Below are 17,634 nucleotides of genomic sequence, written 5' to 3'. Positions count from 1 at the left end.
ATGAGTCAAGCAGCTCATTTAGATAAACTGCCTCCTGAACCGGAAAAGGCGACATTAGAAGGCAGAAATAAAGTATTAGGGTTTTGGTTGTTTTTAGGTGGAGAAACCGTTCTTTTCGGTACTTTATTTGCAACATTCATCGCATTAAGAAACAGTGTTTTGGATGGACCGACTGGAATAGAGTTATTTTCATTAAGCATTACTGCAATAGCTACTTTTATCTTATTGACTAGTAGTTTGACAAGTGTTTTTGCAATTCAAGCAATGCACCATAAAAACATAAAAAATATGTTAACTTGGTTAGGTGTAACGGTTGTTTTAGGATTAGGATTTTTAGTGTTAGAGATATATGAGTTTTACGAGTATGTTGCTCATGATGGATTTGGATTTACGACTAGTGCTTTTAGCTCATCGTTTTATGCTTTAGTTGGGTTTCACGGAGCTCACGTAGCATTAGGGGTTTTATGGATCTCACTACTTATGCTTCAAATCAAGAAAAAGGGTTTAACTACTGTGACAGCACCTAAGATTTACGTAGCATCATTGTACTGGCACTTTATCGATGTTGTTTGGGTATTTATCTTTACCATTGTATATCTTATGGGGAAGGTAGGTTAATAAGATGGAAGCTAATCAAGAACAAGTACAGGATAGAGTTAAACGCGGCAGAATTCATGAAGGACCAAGGAATCATATTATCGCGTTTGGAATTTCAATCTTTTTAACATTGCTTGCATTTATGGCAGTTGCAAATTCAGCATTAGATGCAACTTTCATTAAAATCTTTATCGTTATATTAGCTGTTTTTCAAGCCGTAATCCAATTAGCGTTTTGGATGCATATGAAAGATCGTGGTCATTTCTTTCAAATTTTGTTCCTGGCTACAGGTGCATTTGTAGCTATAACCGCATTTATTATGGCAGTATATTGGGTTTGGTGGTAGGAGTAAGAGCAATACAATTAGGAGCAAATTTAAAGATTTGCTCCTTTTTTTAAAAACAAAGAGCATATATTCACTATTTTATGTAAAATATGGATTCTTATTTGACCTTATTTTTTCAACTTTATGAATTTTTTTCAAAATATTATTACTTAAGGACCTCACAAAAGGAATCGCTCGACTAAAACCACGCTAAATCCATGTGGACAACGTCGACAACAGTTTCTAAGAACTGGGATTTACAGCTGTTTCTTCACTTTTTGGGGTACAGAGAAAGGGATGCTTTATGTTTGGTTTAGTCGAACAATTTGGTTTTAGTGCGGTTTGGAGCCCATTGTTTTTAATGTTCAGCTTATTTATTGCAACTTTGTATTTATGGTTGGTGGGTCCTGGTAGAGAGCGTTTCAAAGATTCAAAACCAGTAAAGTTTACCCAAAAAGTATCATTTTTATTCGGTTTATTCCTTGTATATCTATCACATGGGGGACCACTCGACATATTAGCTCATTTAACTTTTACAGGACATATGATCATGATGTCCGTTGTGTACTTGGTTGCACCTCCGTTTCTTATTCTAGGATTGCCAGCTTGGTTTCTAAGAGCCTTTTTTAATTTGAAATGGATTAAAAAAAGTACATTTTTGCTTCATCCCATCTTTACAGTACTTTTCTTTAATGTAGCCTTTTCGATTTATCACATTCCAATGGTTCATGATTTTGTTATGACTCATTATAATGTGCATACAGCTTATTACATTCTATTATTTGTTGCTTCAATGATGATGTGGTGGCCGATAGTATGTCCAGTCCCTGAAATGGATAATATATGGGGCGTGAAAAAGATGGGATACATCTTTTTAAATGGGGCTTTGCTCACTCCAGCATGTGCATTGATTATATTTTCACGTACATCCATTTACGGGTCGTTTACTGATCCCACGATTTGGGCTCAAGCATTAGGATATTGTTTCCCTGCTAGTTCAACAGAAATTTTGAATTTATTCTCAGGTCCTCAAGCTTTTGCCTTTACAAAACCTGTAGAGGATCAACAGCTTGGCGGTGTGATTATGAAATTAATTCAAGAGTTTATGTATGGTGGATTTTTACTATACACATTCCGTCAATGGTATGCTAAAGAGAAAAAGAAAAATGCTGCAAATGACGTAGAAGAACGTTTATTAAACAGGCATGGTCAACGTGTTTAATCTTAGTTATGAAACTTAATTGATCTTTTGACGTAAAAAACGATTAAGAGAATATAAAATGTACATTTTTGTAATGGACATTTTAGCATTCTTTTGGTCGTTTTTTTATAGATTAAGAATGTATAACTTTTACAAATTCAATGTTTCAACAAATTTGATTATTTGATGGTAAAGTTTATGAAGTGGAAAGGAGTCTTTTGCATGAAGGCCTTAAAGTTAGAGGAAATATCGAAGAACTTTGGAGCTAAAACAGCTGTTGATCAGATGGAATTATCCGTTTCTCATGGTGAAATTTATGGTTTGTTAGGAGCCAATGGGGCAGGGAAAACAACAACAATGCGAATGGTGTTAGGATTAATATATCCTGATGAAGGTAAAATTTTATATAATGGAAAAAAATTTAATGAGAAAATGACTAGTAAGCTGGGTTATCTGCCAGAAGAAAGAGGATTATATCCAAAAGTAAAGGTTAACGATCAATTATTGTATTTAGCTCAATTAAGAGGTTTCTCAAAGAAAAAAGCGGATAAAAATCTAAAAGACTGGCTTGAACAGTTTGAAATTACAGAATATTATAACAAAAAGATAGAAGAGCTATCGAAGGGAAATCAGCAGAAAATACAATTCATAGCCTCCGTCATTCACGATCCTGAATTTTTAATTTTGGATGAGGCTTTCAGTGGTCTTGATCCTGTGAATGTGGAATTACTCAAAAAAGCAGTAAAGGATTTGAGAGATAAAGGGACTTGTATTTTGTTTTCTACTCATCGAATGGAACATGTAGAGGAATTATGCAATCGTATATCCATTTTGCACAGATCCAAAACGGTACTTAAAGGAGATATTAAAAAAATAAAAAATACATATCCAAAAGAAAGAGTGATCTTAGGTGTAGATCATGAGATTTCTGATTTGCCTTCTATTCCAGGTGTGAAATCTGTTGTAAAACAATCTTTCGGTTATGAAGTGAAGATATCAGATGATGGGGCAGCACAAGAAGTATTAAAGATGGCCATGGAACAAGGGAACGTTACTCGTTTTGAGATCCTAGAACCAACATTAAATGAAATTTTCATTAAGGTTGTAGGGGGTGAGAGCAATGAATAAATTGTTTACTGTGGCTGGATTCACGATACGAAATAAAATGAAAACGAAAGCATTTATTATAACCACACTAATTATCGCAGTCATTATGACGATTGGAATCAATATTCCTTACTTTGTAACTATTTTTTCTTCTGATGAACCAACAAAGATTGGCTTTATAGAAGATGATTCAAATATTCCTAACAGTGTTCAGGACTACTATCAACAACAGGACAGTCAAGATGTTGAAATTATACTAATTGGAGAAAAAGAGACCTCCCAAGAAAATGAAAAATTAGCTATGACTAAGATGGAAAATGGTGAAATAGAAGGTTTCATTCATTTGAAAAATGAAGAAGTAGATGGTTTTCCGATCGTCATGTATACCGGGCAAAGTGAATTAGGATTCAACCTCCAATCAGAATTGCAGAATGTTTTTAAAAATATAAAAACAGATGCGGTATCAAAACAATTAGGGTTATCAAGTGATGAGCAAAATATATTGTTGTCTCCTGTAAGTATTGAAAGTTTAGTATTAACGGATACCAGTGAAGGGATAGTAAAAGAAGAGAAGAAAAATGAATCGGAAGAGAAGCTGTCAGTATTTATCTCTTATGCAGCTATCATTCTTCTTTTTATGGGAATTATGATTTCTGGTCAATTGATTGCAACTGAAATTACAACAGAAAAAAGCTCAAGAGTGATGGAAATTTTAGTAACCTCTGTCCCTTCGTTAACTCAAATGTTCGGTAAAATTATTGGAATGTTTATTGTGAGTATAAGTCAGATCATCATATTTGTTGCGGTGATATGGGTAAATATCATGATGCCTCATAACGTTAATGTAATGGACCAAATCAATTTAGATATGAGTACAGTGAATATGGGATTGATTCTAGGCATCCTGTTTTATGTTGTTTTGTTATACTTTATGGGATTCTTTTTATACGCAACTTTGTTTGCTGCGGTGGGTTCTATCGTAAGTCGAACAGAAGATTTAGGTCAAGCGATCATGCCGGTTACTTTTACATCTATAGCAGGATTTTATATTGCAATCTTTAGTATAGGTTCTCCGGATTCAGCACTAGTGACTTGGTCTTCATTTATTCCATTTTTCACCCCGTTTGTGATGGCGCTTCGCATTGGTGCTGGTGATCCTGCAGGATGGGAAATTTGGCTTTCTATCGGAATATTACTTGTTTCCATATTAGGTGTTGGTTGGCTGTCAGCAAAGATCTATCGTACAGGTGTGTTGATGTATGGGAAGAGACCATCTATTAAAGAATTGCGTAAAGCGATGAAAGCTTTTAAGGTGTAATGAAATTGAAATAAGTTTGAATTGAATAATACTTAGGAGCCTCAACTGGGGCTTTTTTTGTTTTATCTGATGATAGATCCGTAGGTATATTTCTAATTTTTTAATTTATAATTTGACAAATCAAACCAATAGTTATATAGTTAGTTACATGAGTAATTAACCAATTAGGGAAAAGTGGTTTTGATTCTAATTAGAGGGTGATTATATTGAAGGCTAGCTTTGATGAAGGGCAGCCCATTTTTCAACAAATAGCTGAAATGATTGAAGATGATATTTTAAATAAAACATATGGTGAAAACGAACAGGTCATGTCAACTACAGCATTCGCAAAAACATTTCAGATTAATCCTGCTACTGCGGTTAAAGGAATTAATTTGTTGGTTGAAGAAGGAATTTTGTACAAAAGGAGAGGGTTGGGAATGTTTGTAGCTGAGGGCGCAAAGGAAAAGATCCTCACGAAAAGAAAAGATTCTTTTTATCGTGACTATGTGATGAAATTACTGAATGAAGCAGGGAAGATTGAATTAACAACAGATGATGTCATCAAAATGATCAAAAATGGTGATAGGAGCTGATTTGAAATGCAAACAGTTTTGGAAACAAAAAACGTAATAAAGAATTACAGAAAAACAAAAGCGGTAAGAAATCTAAGTATCAAACTTGAGGAAAATACAATCTATGGATTGCTTGGTCGAAATGGCGCGGGCAAAACAACCTTATTAAATTTGTTAACTGGTCATAAATTCCCCGACTCTGGTGAAATTAAAGGTTTTGGGAAAACCTTAAATAAAGGAGATTCTTTGCAAGAAATATGTTATATCAAAGATAATCACCAGTTTTTTGAAGAATCTAAGGTTATTCAATTGTTAAATTTTGCTGCACCATTCTATGAGCATTGGGATTGGAATTTTGCAAATGAGCTCTTAAGACAGTTTGAATTAGATCCTAACAAAAAGTTTAAAAAGCTGTCCAGAGGTATGAAATCAACCGTTGGGATCATGATAGGACTTGCAAGTAGAGCGCCAATCACTATTTTTGATGAACCCCTTTTAGGTTTGGATGCAGTGATGAGGGAGAAATTTTATGATATTTTGTTGAAGGATTATGCTGAACATCCAAGAACGATATTGATGTCTACACATTTAATTGATGAAATATCAAAGGTTGTTGAGAAAGTTATGATTTTGGAGACAGGTTCAATCAAATTATTTGATGACATGGACACCATAAGAAATAAATCTTATTTTGTATCAGGAAAAAGCGATGTGGTTGAGTCTATTTTGAAACATAAAAATGTCATTCATAAAGATCAACATGGAAAAATTACAATAGCAGCTGTTTTTAATACGATGAGCAAGCAAGAAATAATGGAGGCAGAGGAATTGGAATTATCTGTAGAAGGAATGTCTCTGCAAAAGTTCTTTTCTTATTATTGTATGGGAGGGGATAAACATGAGTAGATCATTTAATATAGTGAAGATTAGTTATGGAATTATCAAATTTCCCTTTTTAATTTTTGCTATAACCCTTGTGTTGGTATCTATCACAAACTTTACATTAAATAACATTTTTAACGCTGGAGGTATAATGACATCTGCTTCCATTGCAAACATCATTGCTAGTTATTTATTTGTTATATCTGCGATATGGCCAATCTATTTTTATAAAAGAATTATGAGTCTCGGAGCAACAAGAAAAGAGTATTACAGTGGCATTATATTTACTTATGTTGCTATGGCTGCTATATTTTCTTTGTTTAACACGGTTTGGATTCCATTTGAAAACTCTTTTTTGAGTGAAAATATTTTTTACTATAACATCGTTGAAATATTCAATTGGGATCAATATGGAACACTAGGTAGTTTCCTTTATCAATTCTTTGCATACTTATTGATAGTTTCGTTTATCACATTGTTATTTTCCTGTTTTAATCACATGATAGGGATTTTGTTATACATTGTGTTAGCTGTAGGAATCCCAATAAGCGTGTCTATAGGTGAGTTAAGAAATGCATTGGGAAAAGGGTTATCTATAGTATTTTCTAATCCTTCAATATGGATTGGCTTGGCGCTTAACATTGCATTTATTTTAATATTTTTCTATAGTGGATGGTGGTTTACGAAAAGAAGGGAAGTTTAATAGGTCAAAGAGAGTCTAACTTTCAGAGGGATTCTATTTCCCTTTGAAAGGCAGATTAGTATAGGATATACTGATGTATCATGGTTGGTTCATGGCTGAGCTGATGCAAAGTTTGTGGGTGAACTTGGGTGTCATAGTGGGTATTGCAGCAGCTAGGAGATCGTGACAAAAAAATGGCTTTAGAAAGACCTTAGGAAATGGTAATGTCTGAAAGGGAAGTGACATGTTGGAAGTTGAAACAGCAGCGGAATGGCTTCGTGAATTTGGCGTGTGGGCTGTTCTAATCAGTTTAATCATTAATATGATCATCGGTGTTGTGGGTATATTGCCATCCCTTTTTCTTTCTGGTGCCAATGTGGTAGTGTTTGGTCCTGTTTATGGCGTATTTATATCAGTTATTGGAGAAACACTTGGAGCAGGTGCAGCCTATACCGTATACCGTTGGGGGCTAAGAAAGTGGAAAGGGGATCAGCTTTCTTGGAAATGGGTAAAGAAGCTGCAGGGAATAACCAGAAAGAAACAAGCAATTGTTTTATTATCAGCAAGGCTTGCACCAATGGTGCCGTCAGGAGCTGCTACGTTTGCAGCTGCGGCTGTTGGGATGAGGTTTTTGGATTTTTTACTTGTTACATTTATTGGTAAAATACCAACTGTTTTGGTTGAATCGATGATAGGTTATGATTTGTTTTATATTCAAGAACGGTATGTAAATCTAATCGTTACATTGGTTATGATCATTATGATTTATTTTGTGTTAAAAAAAAGGAAGTGGAAATGAATAGAGCAACTAAACTAAAAATACAACTACACATTGTTAATTTAAAGCATTACCATACTAATAATTAAACGCTTTAAATTGTATAGTTGAAATCTCATTTGTTATTCGTTATAATAAGCTTCAATTACAATCTCATACAAAGTTTAAAGACGTTGATGGAAAGAGTAAGCGAAGATGCACCATACAGGGAGGGCAAGCCACAGACTGAAAGCAAGCCTTGGAAAGTAGTCGCTGAAGTTCACTCCGGAGTCGGCTTTGGAAAATTTGAAACGGTCTGACCCGGGTCGAGTATTTAATATTAAGGACTGTTTCATTGAAAGAAGTTACCGGTTTTCAAACCGTTATCATGTTTGAGTGAAAAGCAATACTGTTTATGGATTCTGTTGCAGTTTTGTTTTTAAATAGGGTGGTACCGCGGTCTTTCGTCCCTTGAGGATGATAAGGCTTTTTTTGTATATTCATCTTCATATTGGACTAGTCTTGAATTTATGGACAATCTCCACTTATGTCGGTGGTTTATAGGGATGAATTATACTCTCTCAGAGAAGATTATAAAAATAAACTATAGGAGTGATTTCAATGTCAAATATACAACTTGATCATTTGAGACAAGAAATGGATCAAATGAATAAAGAACTTTTAAAGCTAATATCTAAACGTGCAGATATTGCAAAGGAAATTGGTGACATTAAAGAAAAGCAAGGAGTGCCTAAATTTGATCCAGTTCGTGAAAATAAAATGCTGGAGCAGCTTGTATCGTTAAATGAAGGTCCTTTTGATGATGGAACGGTACGTCATTTATTCAAACAAATATTTAAAGCTTCTTTGGATCTTCAATCTGCAGAACATAAAAAACACTTGTTGGTTAGTCGCAAGAAAAAAGCGGAAGATACTGTAATTGAACTCCAAGACGGAACTATAATCGGTGGAAGTGAATCCGTATTGATTGCGGGTCCATGTTCAGTGGAAAGCTACGAGCAAGTAAGAGAAGTAGGTGCTGCATTGAAAGCGTCAGGTGTTCCTGTTTTAAGAGGTGGAGCATTTAAACCTAGAACATCACCTTATGATTTCCAAGGCTTAGGTGTTGAAGGGTTGGAAATCATGAAAAAAGTTGGATCAGAATTTGGTCTAACTACAATTAGTGAAATCGTAGATCCTCGTCATATTGAAATAGCTGCTGATTATATTGATATCATTCAGATTGGTGCTCGTAATATGCACAATTTTGAATTGTTAAAAGAAGCGGGGGAGTCAAACCTTCCTGTTTTACTGAAAAGAGGGCTGTCAGCTACGATGGAGGAATTCCTGCATGCTGCTGAATATATTGTTTCTCGAGGAAATACACAAGTGATGTTAATTGAACGTGGAATACGAACTTATGAAAAATGGACTCGTAATACATTAGATATTTCAGCAGTACCGATTATCAAACAAGAAAGTCACTTACCTGTATTAGTGGACGTTACTCATTCAGCTGGTCGAAAAGACATTTTGCTACCATGTGCGAAAGCTGCCTTGGCTGCGGGTGCTGATGGAGTCATGGTAGAAGTGCATCCCGATCCTCCAACAGCTTTATCTGATTCGCAGCAGCAATTGGATATCCCACAGTTCGAAGATTTCTTTAAGGAACTAAAAGCGTCTGGACTATATAAATCAACTGTAAATGTTTAATCATGAAATGAATGAAACACCCTCAATACTTTACACCTATAGGGTCAAGTGATGAGGGTGTTTTTTTCTGTTGGCGTTATTTATATAATAGCTGAATAAGAAAATAAAATGTAATCCCAACCTAAATTATAGGTTTTGTGGACAGAAATCCCTTGTTACTTCTGAAAGTTTAATAACTGCTGTAAAAATTGATTAGCAAAATCAGTACATTCTTCAAAAGATTGCTCATCTGGCATACCATCCACCTTCAAACCTTTTACAGCGATGGAGGTCCCTAGTTCTTTTAATTTATTTGTTAAAATGTCAACTGCTGCACCGTACTCAGGATAGGAGGAATCACAAGAACCAAATACAGCTCCTATTTTATGATCTAAATTTAGTTCATCCATTTCATCATAGAAATCTAAAAATTCATCTGGAAGCTCTCCATCACCCCATGTGTAGCTGCCTAAAATAATACCGTCATAATCAAGTAAATCTGAGGTGTTCGCGTCATCTACCATTTTTACTTCTAAAGAAATATCTTGTTCTTTTATCACTTCTTCGATTTTTTCTGCCATTTCCTCAGTATTACCTGACATACTTGCATAGATCATGATGATTTTAGTCATAATCATTTTCCCCTTTCCCTGGTTAATGCTGAACACTGAACTTATAGAGCTTGCATTATTTCTTGCCTTCAGTAAAAGATATTAATTGTTCCATGTTTAAAATAGTAATAACTCTTTGGCCAGTTTGCTTGATCCACCCATGTTCTTGAAAAGTAGATAATTTTCTGCTTATCGTTTCCTGAGTTGTTCCAATTAAAGAAGCTAGGTCCCTTTTACTCATGGGGAGAGTCACAGTGCGGGAAATTTGTTTATTGCTTAAATCAATTATTACAGATGCTAAACGTGTTTCCACATCAGCACTGCCTAATTGTTGAATGAGTTGATCCGCATTTGTTAATCTTCTTGAGAACTCCTCAAGTATTCTAAGGGCGATCGAAGGTTTCTTTTCAATCAACTTTTGTAAATCAAGTTTTTGGATAACACATATTTCTGTTTTTTCTGTTGCTTCAGCATAATTTTGTGTTAACGATTCATTAAAAAGAGTAAGCTCACCCATAAATTCTTTCGCCTCAAGTACTCTTAAAATTTGTTCACGTCCTGATTCGGATAGGCGATATATTTTCACTCTGCCAGTATGGATAATAAATAGTTCATTTATAGAAGAGTTTGCTGAAAAGATGACTTCACCTTTTTTAAAAGTCTTGCTTTGGATTAGGGAAGCAATTTCTTTCATTTCTTCTTGATTTAAATGGTTGAAGATAGGAACTTTAGAAACACAAAGCTCAAATTCTCCGTTATGGTTACCATGATGATGACACTTCATAAGCAAACTCTCCTTGGGATCATAGGGTGTCTTACAATTACATCATACAATAAGATTAGGATAAAAACTTTGATGCAGATCAAATTTAACAAAAAAAGCTCCCATTATGAGAGCTTAGTGATCAAACTGATTATGAACCTTTTTTCAGCTGTCAGATAGCAGATATTTCTCTTCCTCGCTATTATGTATTTGCATGAGCAGCTGCATGGCTTTAAAACGATCGATTACATCTGGATGTGTCTCTTCCTTGGGGAGCAGCTGCTTAATTTCACGAAGTAAAATACGCAATAATTCATGATCACGTTTCAGCATATTTATTTTCTCTAATAGCTCAGGTTTTTGATCTAATTTCTCTTGATAAAACCCTTCCTCCTCAGCATCAGCATGTGCTATTGCTCTGGTTTCCCAATGTTCTGTTAATTCATCTGTAACCATACGTGCTTTTTTAATTTGATTGTTGTTATATAACTCTAAAAATCTTTCCATTAAATCTCTTCCTTCAGTAATGACTCCATCATGGATAGAGCGATGAGAATTTAATTTTTTTAATGAAGGTCCTGACATATGATCACCTTATTCGTTTTATCGATATTTAGATTCTTTTTATTTTTGTGTCCCTTTAAGTGCTTTTCTCGGGTTCATTTTTCTAAATACTACGTATCTTCTTTTCATATAAGTAAGCGGGATGCTCCAAACGTGAACTAATCTAGTAAATGGCCACATTGCAAACAGAACAAGACCAGATAAAATATGAAGCTTAAATCCTAAAGGGGCCGTAATCATAAGCTCTGGCAAAGGTCGGAAGGTAAGGATGCCTCTGAACCAAGGTCCAATGTTTTCTCTGTAGTCGAATGTACCGCCTGATGCAGTATAACCTACAGTGTTGGTAAAACCAAGTAATACAACAACACCCAACATAATCAGTGCAATAAAATCACTTTTACTGCTGTTTTTGTAAATGCGTTTTACAGTAACACGGCGAAGTGTCAACAGGAAGCCACCTACAACCACCATGACGCCTGCTGCTCCTCCAAACCAAACTGCACCAAAATGATACATTTCTTCAGTGATGCCAATGGAGTCGAAAAAAGCTTTAGGTACAAGTACTCCAGCTACATGACCAAAAAAGACAAATATAATCCCCCAATGAAATAATAAACTACCCCACTTTAATTGTCTTTTTTCTAAAAATTCACTGGATTTTGCTGACCATCCAAACTGATCGGTATTGTAACGGTAAATGTGTCCCACTACAAAGATGGTTAACATTAAGTAGGGGAAAATCAACCATAAAAATTGATCCAATAAACTCATCTGTAATTATTCACCTCCTAAGATGCTTTACTTTCTTTCATGTAGCTATCGATAGTTGCTCTACAAATCTCCAGCAGGTTTACATATGGACTTGTCATTTTTTCTAACTCAACATGAAGAAGGTCAATCGCTTTTCGATGTATTTTAAATAACTTGCTTGCATTTTCTCTAGGCGCTATAGAAGCAAACTCTAATATTAGTGGCAGATAATCAGGAAGTTCGTCATGTTCTAACATGAAACCTGCTTCTGCAAATTCCTGTTTCAGTTTGACAAAGGCAGGACCCCGTTCACGATTATCTCCAAAAATAATATAGGTTAAATAAAGGGTTGTTTTTTCATTAAAATCAAAGATGTTGACATAGTTTTTCCAAAGTTCATTCATGCTTTGGTTATCTAAATAAGTTAAAAATGTTAAGAATCGTTTTTTAATCCCCGCATCCTGTAGGTTGGAGATTTCCTCATGCAGTTCTTTATTATTTTTCCATTCCTTTTCAGGATATTGTAAAAGGATTGAAACTAATTTAAAAATCTTTTGACTATCTTCCATCCATTTCACTCCAATACTTTTCACCAAATTGATATTGCTCATCCTTTTCACTGCCACAGCTGCAATTGGAACATCCTTCTTGAAAATCGTAACCTGCAGTACCTTGTCCTTCAAACATGTCTCCTGCTTGCTCACGATGAGAGGGGGGGATGACATAACGATCTGAATATTTGGCAATGGCAGATAACTCATACATTTCCTTAACCGTTTTCTCAGTGAGTCCTACTCTTTTTAAAAAGCTAGGATCATTTTTCTTGCCTATGTTTACATTCCGCATATAACTCCGCATAGCAACCATTTTCTTTAATGCATTTTTGATGACTTCTTTGTCCCCTGCTGTTAATAGATTGGCAAGATACTCGATCGGAATTCTTAATTGATCAATCGTTGGAAAAATCACATTTGGATCAAGTACGTCCATTTGACCTTCGAAGGCACCCATAATCGGGCTTAATGGTGGAACATACCAAACCATAGGTAATGTACGATATTCTGGGTGTAACGGCAGTGCGATTTTTTGTTCCACTGCCAACTTATAAATCGGTGAACGCTGTGCTGCTTCAATCCAATCCTCACTTATCCCGTCCTTTTTAGCTTGTTTGATGATTTCAGGATCATTTGGATCAAGGAAAATGCCTAGTTGCGCTTCATAAATATCTTTATCATCTGGAACGGAAGCGGCAGCTTCCACACGGTCAGCATCGTAAAGCACTAAGCCGATATATCGTATTCGTCCCACACAAGTTTCTGAGCAGATTGTGGATAAACCAGCTTCAATTCTAGGAAAGCAAAAGGTGCATTTCTCTGCTTTGTTTGTTTTCCAATTGAAATATACTTTTTTATATGGGCAACCTGTCATACAAAAACGCCAGCTTCGGCATGAATCTTGATCTACTAACACAATCCCATCCTCGTCTCGTTTGTAAATGGAACCAGAAGGACAAGAGGATACGCATGGTGGATTGATACAGTGCTCACAAATGCGAGGCAGGTACATCATAAAGGTTTGTTCAAACTCCATCCGAACCTGCTCTTCCATTTTCGTAATGTTAGGATCTCTCAAACCTGTTTCGTGAACACCTGCAAGATCATCTTCCCAATTGGGTCCCCATTTAATATCCATGTATTCGCCCGTTAATTGAGATTTAGGTCTGGCGACAGGCTGATGCTCCCCGGCAGGACTATTGATTAATTTCTCGTAATCGTAAGTCCACGGTTCATAGTATTCATCAATAGGCGTCATATTTGGGTTGTGAAAAATGTTTAATAACTTGTTGGCACGCCCACCGGCTTTTAACTCTAATTTCCCGTTTTTTAGTACCCAGCCGCCTTTATGGGTTTCTTGATTCTCCCATTCCTTTGGATAGCCAATACCAGGTTTGGTCTCAACATTGTTCCACCACATGTATTCAGCACCTGGCCGATTGGTCCAAGTATTATTACAGGTCACACTGCAAGTATGACACCCGATGCATTTGTCTAAATTCATGACCATGCCAAATTGTGCTTTAATTTTCAAGCCAGTCCACCTCATTTTCCTTCAGTTTGCGTATAATCACCTTTTCATCCCGTTGATTTCCTGTAGGACCATAGTAGTTGAACCCATAACTTAATTGGGCATATCCACCGATCATCTGCGTAGGTTTGACATGGATTTTTGTAGGACTGTTAAAGGTTCCTCCACGCAATTTTGTTGTTGGTGAACCAGGTACATTGATGACACGATCCTGTACATGGTACATAAATGCGACTCCTCTAGGCAATCGATGACTCACAACGGAACGTGCAACAACAACTCCGTTACGATTGTACATCTCTAACCACTCGTTATCTTTAATCCCTACTTGTTCGGCATCTTCGTTATTCATCCATACATGAGGACCGCCTCGAAATAAAGTAAGCATGGGTAGTGTGTCTCCATACGTACTGTGATAAGACCATTTGAAATGTGGGGTCAAATAACGCAAGGTGATCTCTTGGCCGCTTACATTTGGACGATGGTCTGTATCATAAAATGCAGCTTTTCGTAAAGGAGGTTTAAATATTGGCAGTTCCTCGCCAAATTCAAACATCATTTCGTGATCTAGATAAAAATGCTGCCTTCCGGTTAACGTACGCCAAGGAATCATTCGTTCCACATTTGTTGTAAAAGGAGAGTAACGTCTATTCCCTGTTTCAGTCCCGCTAAACACAGGAGAGGTAATCACCTTTCTTGGCTGAGCCGTAATTTCGCTAAAAGACATATGTTCCTCGGCTCTTTCATGGGCAAGATCCTTTAGTTTTAAGTTTGTTTTCTTTTCTAAGGCTTCCCATGCTTTGACAGCTAATGAACCGTTTGTTGTGCTGGATAAAGTTAGAATCGTTTCTGCTACATTTTTATCTGTAAATAAACTAGGATAGTCTTCGTTATATTGATCCTTATCTACGGTGCCATTAATACCTTTCAGTTTTTCGTACTCTTCATTGGGGTTCCAACTAATACCTTTTGCTCCAATGACATCTTTGATCTTGGAGCCTAGCGCAATCATTTTTTCATAAACTTTCGTATAATCTCTTTCTACCACATGCAGTCTAGGTAAATTCACACCAGGAACAGGCTCTACATTTTCTTTTTTCCAATCCGGAATATGACCCAACGGCTGTGAGATTTCATCAGGTGAATCGTGTAATAAAGGTGTAGCAACAATATCTTTTTTGGGTTCATTGAAGTATTTGGCTGCTAATTCTGAGAATGTCTTCGCTAGCTTTTTAAAAGTATCCCAATCGGACCGAGTCTCCCAAGGTGCTGAGATTGCAGGGTTAAAAGGATGGACGAATGGATGCATATCTGTACTGCTAATGTCATATTTTTCATACCAGGTTGCCGCAGGTAAAACGATGTCTGAATACAAGCCAGTGCCTGTCATTCTAAAATCAATGTTAACCAATAAATCTAATTTACCTTGTGGAGATTTTTCGTCCCAGTGCACTTCACTTGTGCGTAGATCTGAATTTTCCTCACTTAGATTGGCATGATGTGTTCCTAATAAATGTTTTAAAAAGTATTCGTGACCTTTTGCTGAGCTACCTAGTAAGTTGGCTCTCCATACAAATAGTGTTTTTGGGAAGTTAGCTGGATTTTCAGGATTTTCAATGGCGAATTTTAACTTTCCTTCTTTTAATTGATCCACGACATATTGAATGACTTGTTCGTTAGACTTGGAGCCTGCTTCTTCAACTAAATTCAAGCTATTTCTGTCAAACTGTGGATAGGAGGGGAGCCATCCTAATCTCGCAGCTAATATATTATAATCAGCATTATGTTCATAACGCGGTTTTTTGATTAGAGGTGATGTTAATTCACTTACTGGTGCTTCTTCGTACCTCCATTGTTCTGTTGCAAAATAGAAAAAAGAAGTTCCATTTTGCAGGCGGGGTGGACCTCCCCAATCTCTTGCAAAAGCTACGGATTGCCAGCCTTCTAAAGGACGTACTTTTTCCTGTCCTACATAATGAGCCCAGCCACCGCCATTTACACCTTGTGATCCTGTTAAGAGAACTAGGTTTAATATGGTACGGTAAATGGTGTCCGAGTGATACCAATGATTGATTCCTGATCCCATGACAATCATGGAGCGACCCTTTGTATCGATTGCATTCTGGGCAAATTCTCTGGCAATTTGAGCTACTACTTTACGATCCACGCCTGTGATCGCTTCTTGCCAAGCAGGAGTGAACGGTTTAGGATCATCATAATCTTTGGGGTAATCTCCTTGGAGATTTCGGTCTACTCCAGTATTGGCCAGCAGCAAGTCAAACACAGTGGTTACATAAATGGTTTCTTTATTTTGTTTGATCTTTTTCACAGGGACGGAACGATTTAAAATCGATTTGTTTTCTTCATCAAAATAGGGGATAGATAGGTTAACAATTTCATCTTCTTTGCCTAGTAATGTTAGGCAGGGTTCAATTTCATTTATTTTTTGTTCCTCATCATTTAAATGCAGGTTCCAAGTTCCTTTATCCTCCCATCGGTGTCCTATGCTTCCATTGGGTACAGCTAACTGATTCGTTTTTTCATCAAAAACTACCGTTTTCCACTCCGCTTTGTTCATAGGCATACCTAGATCACTAGCTCTTAGAAATCGATCAGCAATAAACTGTCCATCTTGTTTTTTTAAAGTGATTAAATTAGGTAAGTCAGTGTATTTCTTCACATATTGATTAAAGTACTCCGTTTCATTCTCCACATAAAATTCTTTCAGAATAACATGTGTCATGGCCATAGCGAGTGCTCCGTCCATACCAGGATTCACAGCCAACCAGTTATCCGCAAACTTCACGAACTCGGCATAATCTGGACTTACAGCAACGACCTTTGCTCCTCGATAACGTGCTTCAACCATGAAATGTGAATCAGGTGTTCTAGTTTGAGGAAGATTTGAACCCCATACGAGTAAATAACCTGCGTTATACCAATCTGAACTTTCAGGTACATCGGTTTGCTCTCCCCAAACTTGTGGTGAAGCAGGGGGGAGGTCAGCGTACCAATCGTAAAAGCTTAATAGTGGTGATCCTAATAAGGATAAGAAGCGGCTTCCTGCAGCATAACTAACCATGGACATAGCTGGAATAGGGGAAAAACCAAGAATACGATCCGGGCCATATTTTTCAATCGTATGGATTAACTGAGCAGAGATCATTGTATTGACAACATCCCATGAAACTCTTACAAAACCACCTTTTCCTCGAGCTGTTTTATATTTTTTAGCTTTATCAGGATTCTCAGAAATGCTTTTCCATGCCTCTACGGGATTCGGTTCATTTTCTAATGCAGTTTGCCACAGTTTTAATAATGCACCACGCATATAAGGGTATCGCACTCTTAAAGGACTATATGTATACCATGAGAAACTAGCTCCTCTTGGACATCCTCTTGGTTCATATTCTGGCATATCTGGACCTGTTGTAGGATAATCGGTTTGCTGTGTTTCCCACGTAATAATTCCATCTTTCACATGGATTTTCCAACTGCACGACCCTGTGCAATTCACACCATGAGTGGAACGAACAACCTTATCGTGCTGCCAACGTCTTCGATACACCTTTTCAGATTCTCTATCATAGGGTGATAGCTCACTATATTCGTTAAGTTTTTGAGAGCGACCAAAAAAACTTAGTTTTTTCATAAGCGGGGATATTTTTTTGCTCATGGTTGCTCCTTTCGGGATGTTAAAAGTTTTCGCCTATTGCTCATTAATCGACGAGTTTTCTTTACTGTTA

At 36.5% G+C, this 17,634-nt stretch carries 17 protein-coding genes; 10 read left to right on the top strand and 7 right to left on the bottom strand.

The features are described from left to right. From Q5Y73_RS14560 to Q5Y73_RS14515, 10 genes are all read left to right on the top strand, one after another. Positions 1-618, top strand: coding sequence for a cytochrome (ubi)quinol oxidase subunit III (locus Q5Y73_RS14560; RefSeq protein WP_305992639.1), 618 nt, complete (start codon positions 1-3; stop codon positions 616-618). A gap of 4 nt (positions 619-622) precedes the next feature. Next, positions 623-943 carry a cytochrome C oxidase subunit IV family protein gene (locus Q5Y73_RS14555; protein WP_305992638.1) on the top strand — a complete coding sequence of 107 codons (321 nt, stop codon included), beginning with the start codon at positions 623-625 and terminating at the stop codon, positions 941-943. Positions 944-1,226: 283 nt separating this feature from the next. Further along, positions 1,227-2,144, top strand: a complete 918-nt coding sequence (ctaG, locus tag Q5Y73_RS14550; RefSeq protein ID WP_305992637.1) for a cytochrome c oxidase assembly factor CtaG — start codon at positions 1,227-1,229, stop codon at positions 2,142-2,144. A gap of 201 nt (positions 2,145-2,345) precedes the next feature. Further along, the gene (locus tag Q5Y73_RS14545) at positions 2,346-3,251 is read left to right on the top strand and encodes an ABC transporter ATP-binding protein (protein ID WP_305992636.1); all 906 of its coding nucleotides are present in this window, start codon (positions 2,346-2,348) and stop codon (positions 3,249-3,251) included. Then, positions 3,244-4,548 carry an ABC transporter permease gene (locus tag Q5Y73_RS14540; protein WP_305992635.1) on the top strand — a complete coding sequence of 435 codons (1,305 nt, stop codon included), beginning with the start codon at positions 3,244-3,246 and terminating at the stop codon, positions 4,546-4,548. Before Q5Y73_RS14545 ends, Q5Y73_RS14540 begins: the two co-directional genes overlap by 8 nt. Positions 4,549-4,745: 197 nt before the next feature. Next, positions 4,746-5,123: a GntR family transcriptional regulator gene (locus Q5Y73_RS14535; RefSeq protein WP_371320216.1), complete on the top strand. Its 378-nt coding sequence runs from the start codon at positions 4,746-4,748 to the stop codon at positions 5,121-5,123. A gap of 6 nt (positions 5,124-5,129) precedes the next feature. After that, complete coding sequence (locus tag Q5Y73_RS14530; protein ID WP_305992633.1) at positions 5,130-6,008, top strand: ABC transporter ATP-binding protein; 879 nt, start codon at positions 5,130-5,132, stop codon at positions 6,006-6,008. Further along, positions 6,001-6,687 (top strand): hypothetical protein, encoded by a 687-nt coding sequence (locus Q5Y73_RS14525; RefSeq protein WP_305992632.1) that lies wholly within the window; start codon positions 6,001-6,003, stop codon positions 6,685-6,687. The genes Q5Y73_RS14530 and Q5Y73_RS14525 overlap by 8 nt, the downstream gene beginning before the upstream one ends. Before the next feature lie 226 nt (positions 6,688-6,913). After that, positions 6,914-7,465 (top strand): TVP38/TMEM64 family protein, encoded by a 552-nt coding sequence (locus Q5Y73_RS14520; protein ID WP_305992631.1) that lies wholly within the window; start codon positions 6,914-6,916, stop codon positions 7,463-7,465. A 579-nt stretch (positions 7,466-8,044) separates the two neighbouring features. Further along, a complete protein-coding gene (locus Q5Y73_RS14515) occupies positions 8,045-9,136 on the top strand; it encodes a bifunctional 3-deoxy-7-phosphoheptulonate synthase/chorismate mutase (protein ID WP_305992630.1) in 1,092 nt (363 codons plus the stop codon). A 155-nt stretch (positions 9,137-9,291) separates the two neighbouring features. Here the strand turns inward: Q5Y73_RS14515 and Q5Y73_RS14510 are convergent, their stop codons facing one another. From Q5Y73_RS14510 to Q5Y73_RS14480, 7 genes are all read right to left on the bottom strand, one after another. After that, complete coding sequence (locus Q5Y73_RS14510) at positions 9,292-9,747, bottom strand: flavodoxin (protein ID WP_305992629.1); 456 nt, start codon at positions 9,745-9,747, stop codon at positions 9,292-9,294. 55 nt (positions 9,748-9,802) lie between these two features. Continuing rightward, positions 9,803-10,510 carry a Crp/Fnr family transcriptional regulator gene (locus Q5Y73_RS14505; RefSeq protein ID WP_305992628.1) on the bottom strand — a complete coding sequence of 236 codons (708 nt, stop codon included), beginning with the start codon at positions 10,508-10,510 and terminating at the stop codon, positions 9,803-9,805. Between the two features lie 144 nt (positions 10,511-10,654). Beyond that, positions 10,655-11,074 carry a hemerythrin domain-containing protein gene (locus Q5Y73_RS14500; protein ID WP_305992627.1) on the bottom strand — a complete coding sequence of 140 codons (420 nt, stop codon included), beginning with the start codon at positions 11,072-11,074 and terminating at the stop codon, positions 10,655-10,657. A 39-nt stretch (positions 11,075-11,113) separates the two neighbouring features. Next, positions 11,114-11,824, bottom strand: a complete 711-nt coding sequence (narI, locus tag Q5Y73_RS14495) for a respiratory nitrate reductase subunit gamma (RefSeq protein WP_305992626.1) — start codon at positions 11,822-11,824, stop codon at positions 11,114-11,116. Between the two features lie 17 nt (positions 11,825-11,841). Beyond that, positions 11,842-12,372, bottom strand: a complete 531-nt coding sequence (gene narJ / locus Q5Y73_RS14490) for a nitrate reductase molybdenum cofactor assembly chaperone (RefSeq protein WP_305992625.1) — start codon at positions 12,370-12,372, stop codon at positions 11,842-11,844. After that, positions 12,362-13,891: a nitrate reductase subunit beta gene (narH, locus tag Q5Y73_RS14485; protein WP_305992624.1), complete on the bottom strand. Its 1,530-nt coding sequence runs from the start codon at positions 13,889-13,891 to the stop codon at positions 12,362-12,364. The genes narJ and narH overlap by 11 nt, the downstream gene beginning before the upstream one ends. Further along, entirely contained in the window at positions 13,881-17,564 is a 3,684-nt protein-coding gene (locus Q5Y73_RS14480) for a nitrate reductase subunit alpha (protein ID WP_305992623.1), read from the bottom strand. The genes narH and Q5Y73_RS14480 overlap by 11 nt, the downstream gene beginning before the upstream one ends. Positions 17,565-17,634: the final 70 nt, after the last annotated feature.

This window comes from Chengkuizengella axinellae, from assembly GCF_030730905.1.
Classification (GTDB): domain Bacteria; phylum Bacillota; class Bacilli; order Paenibacillales; family KCTC-33759; genus Chengkuizengella; species Chengkuizengella axinellae.
Note: the sequence above shows the minus strand (reverse complement) of the source record. Positions and strands in the feature narration are given on the sequence as shown.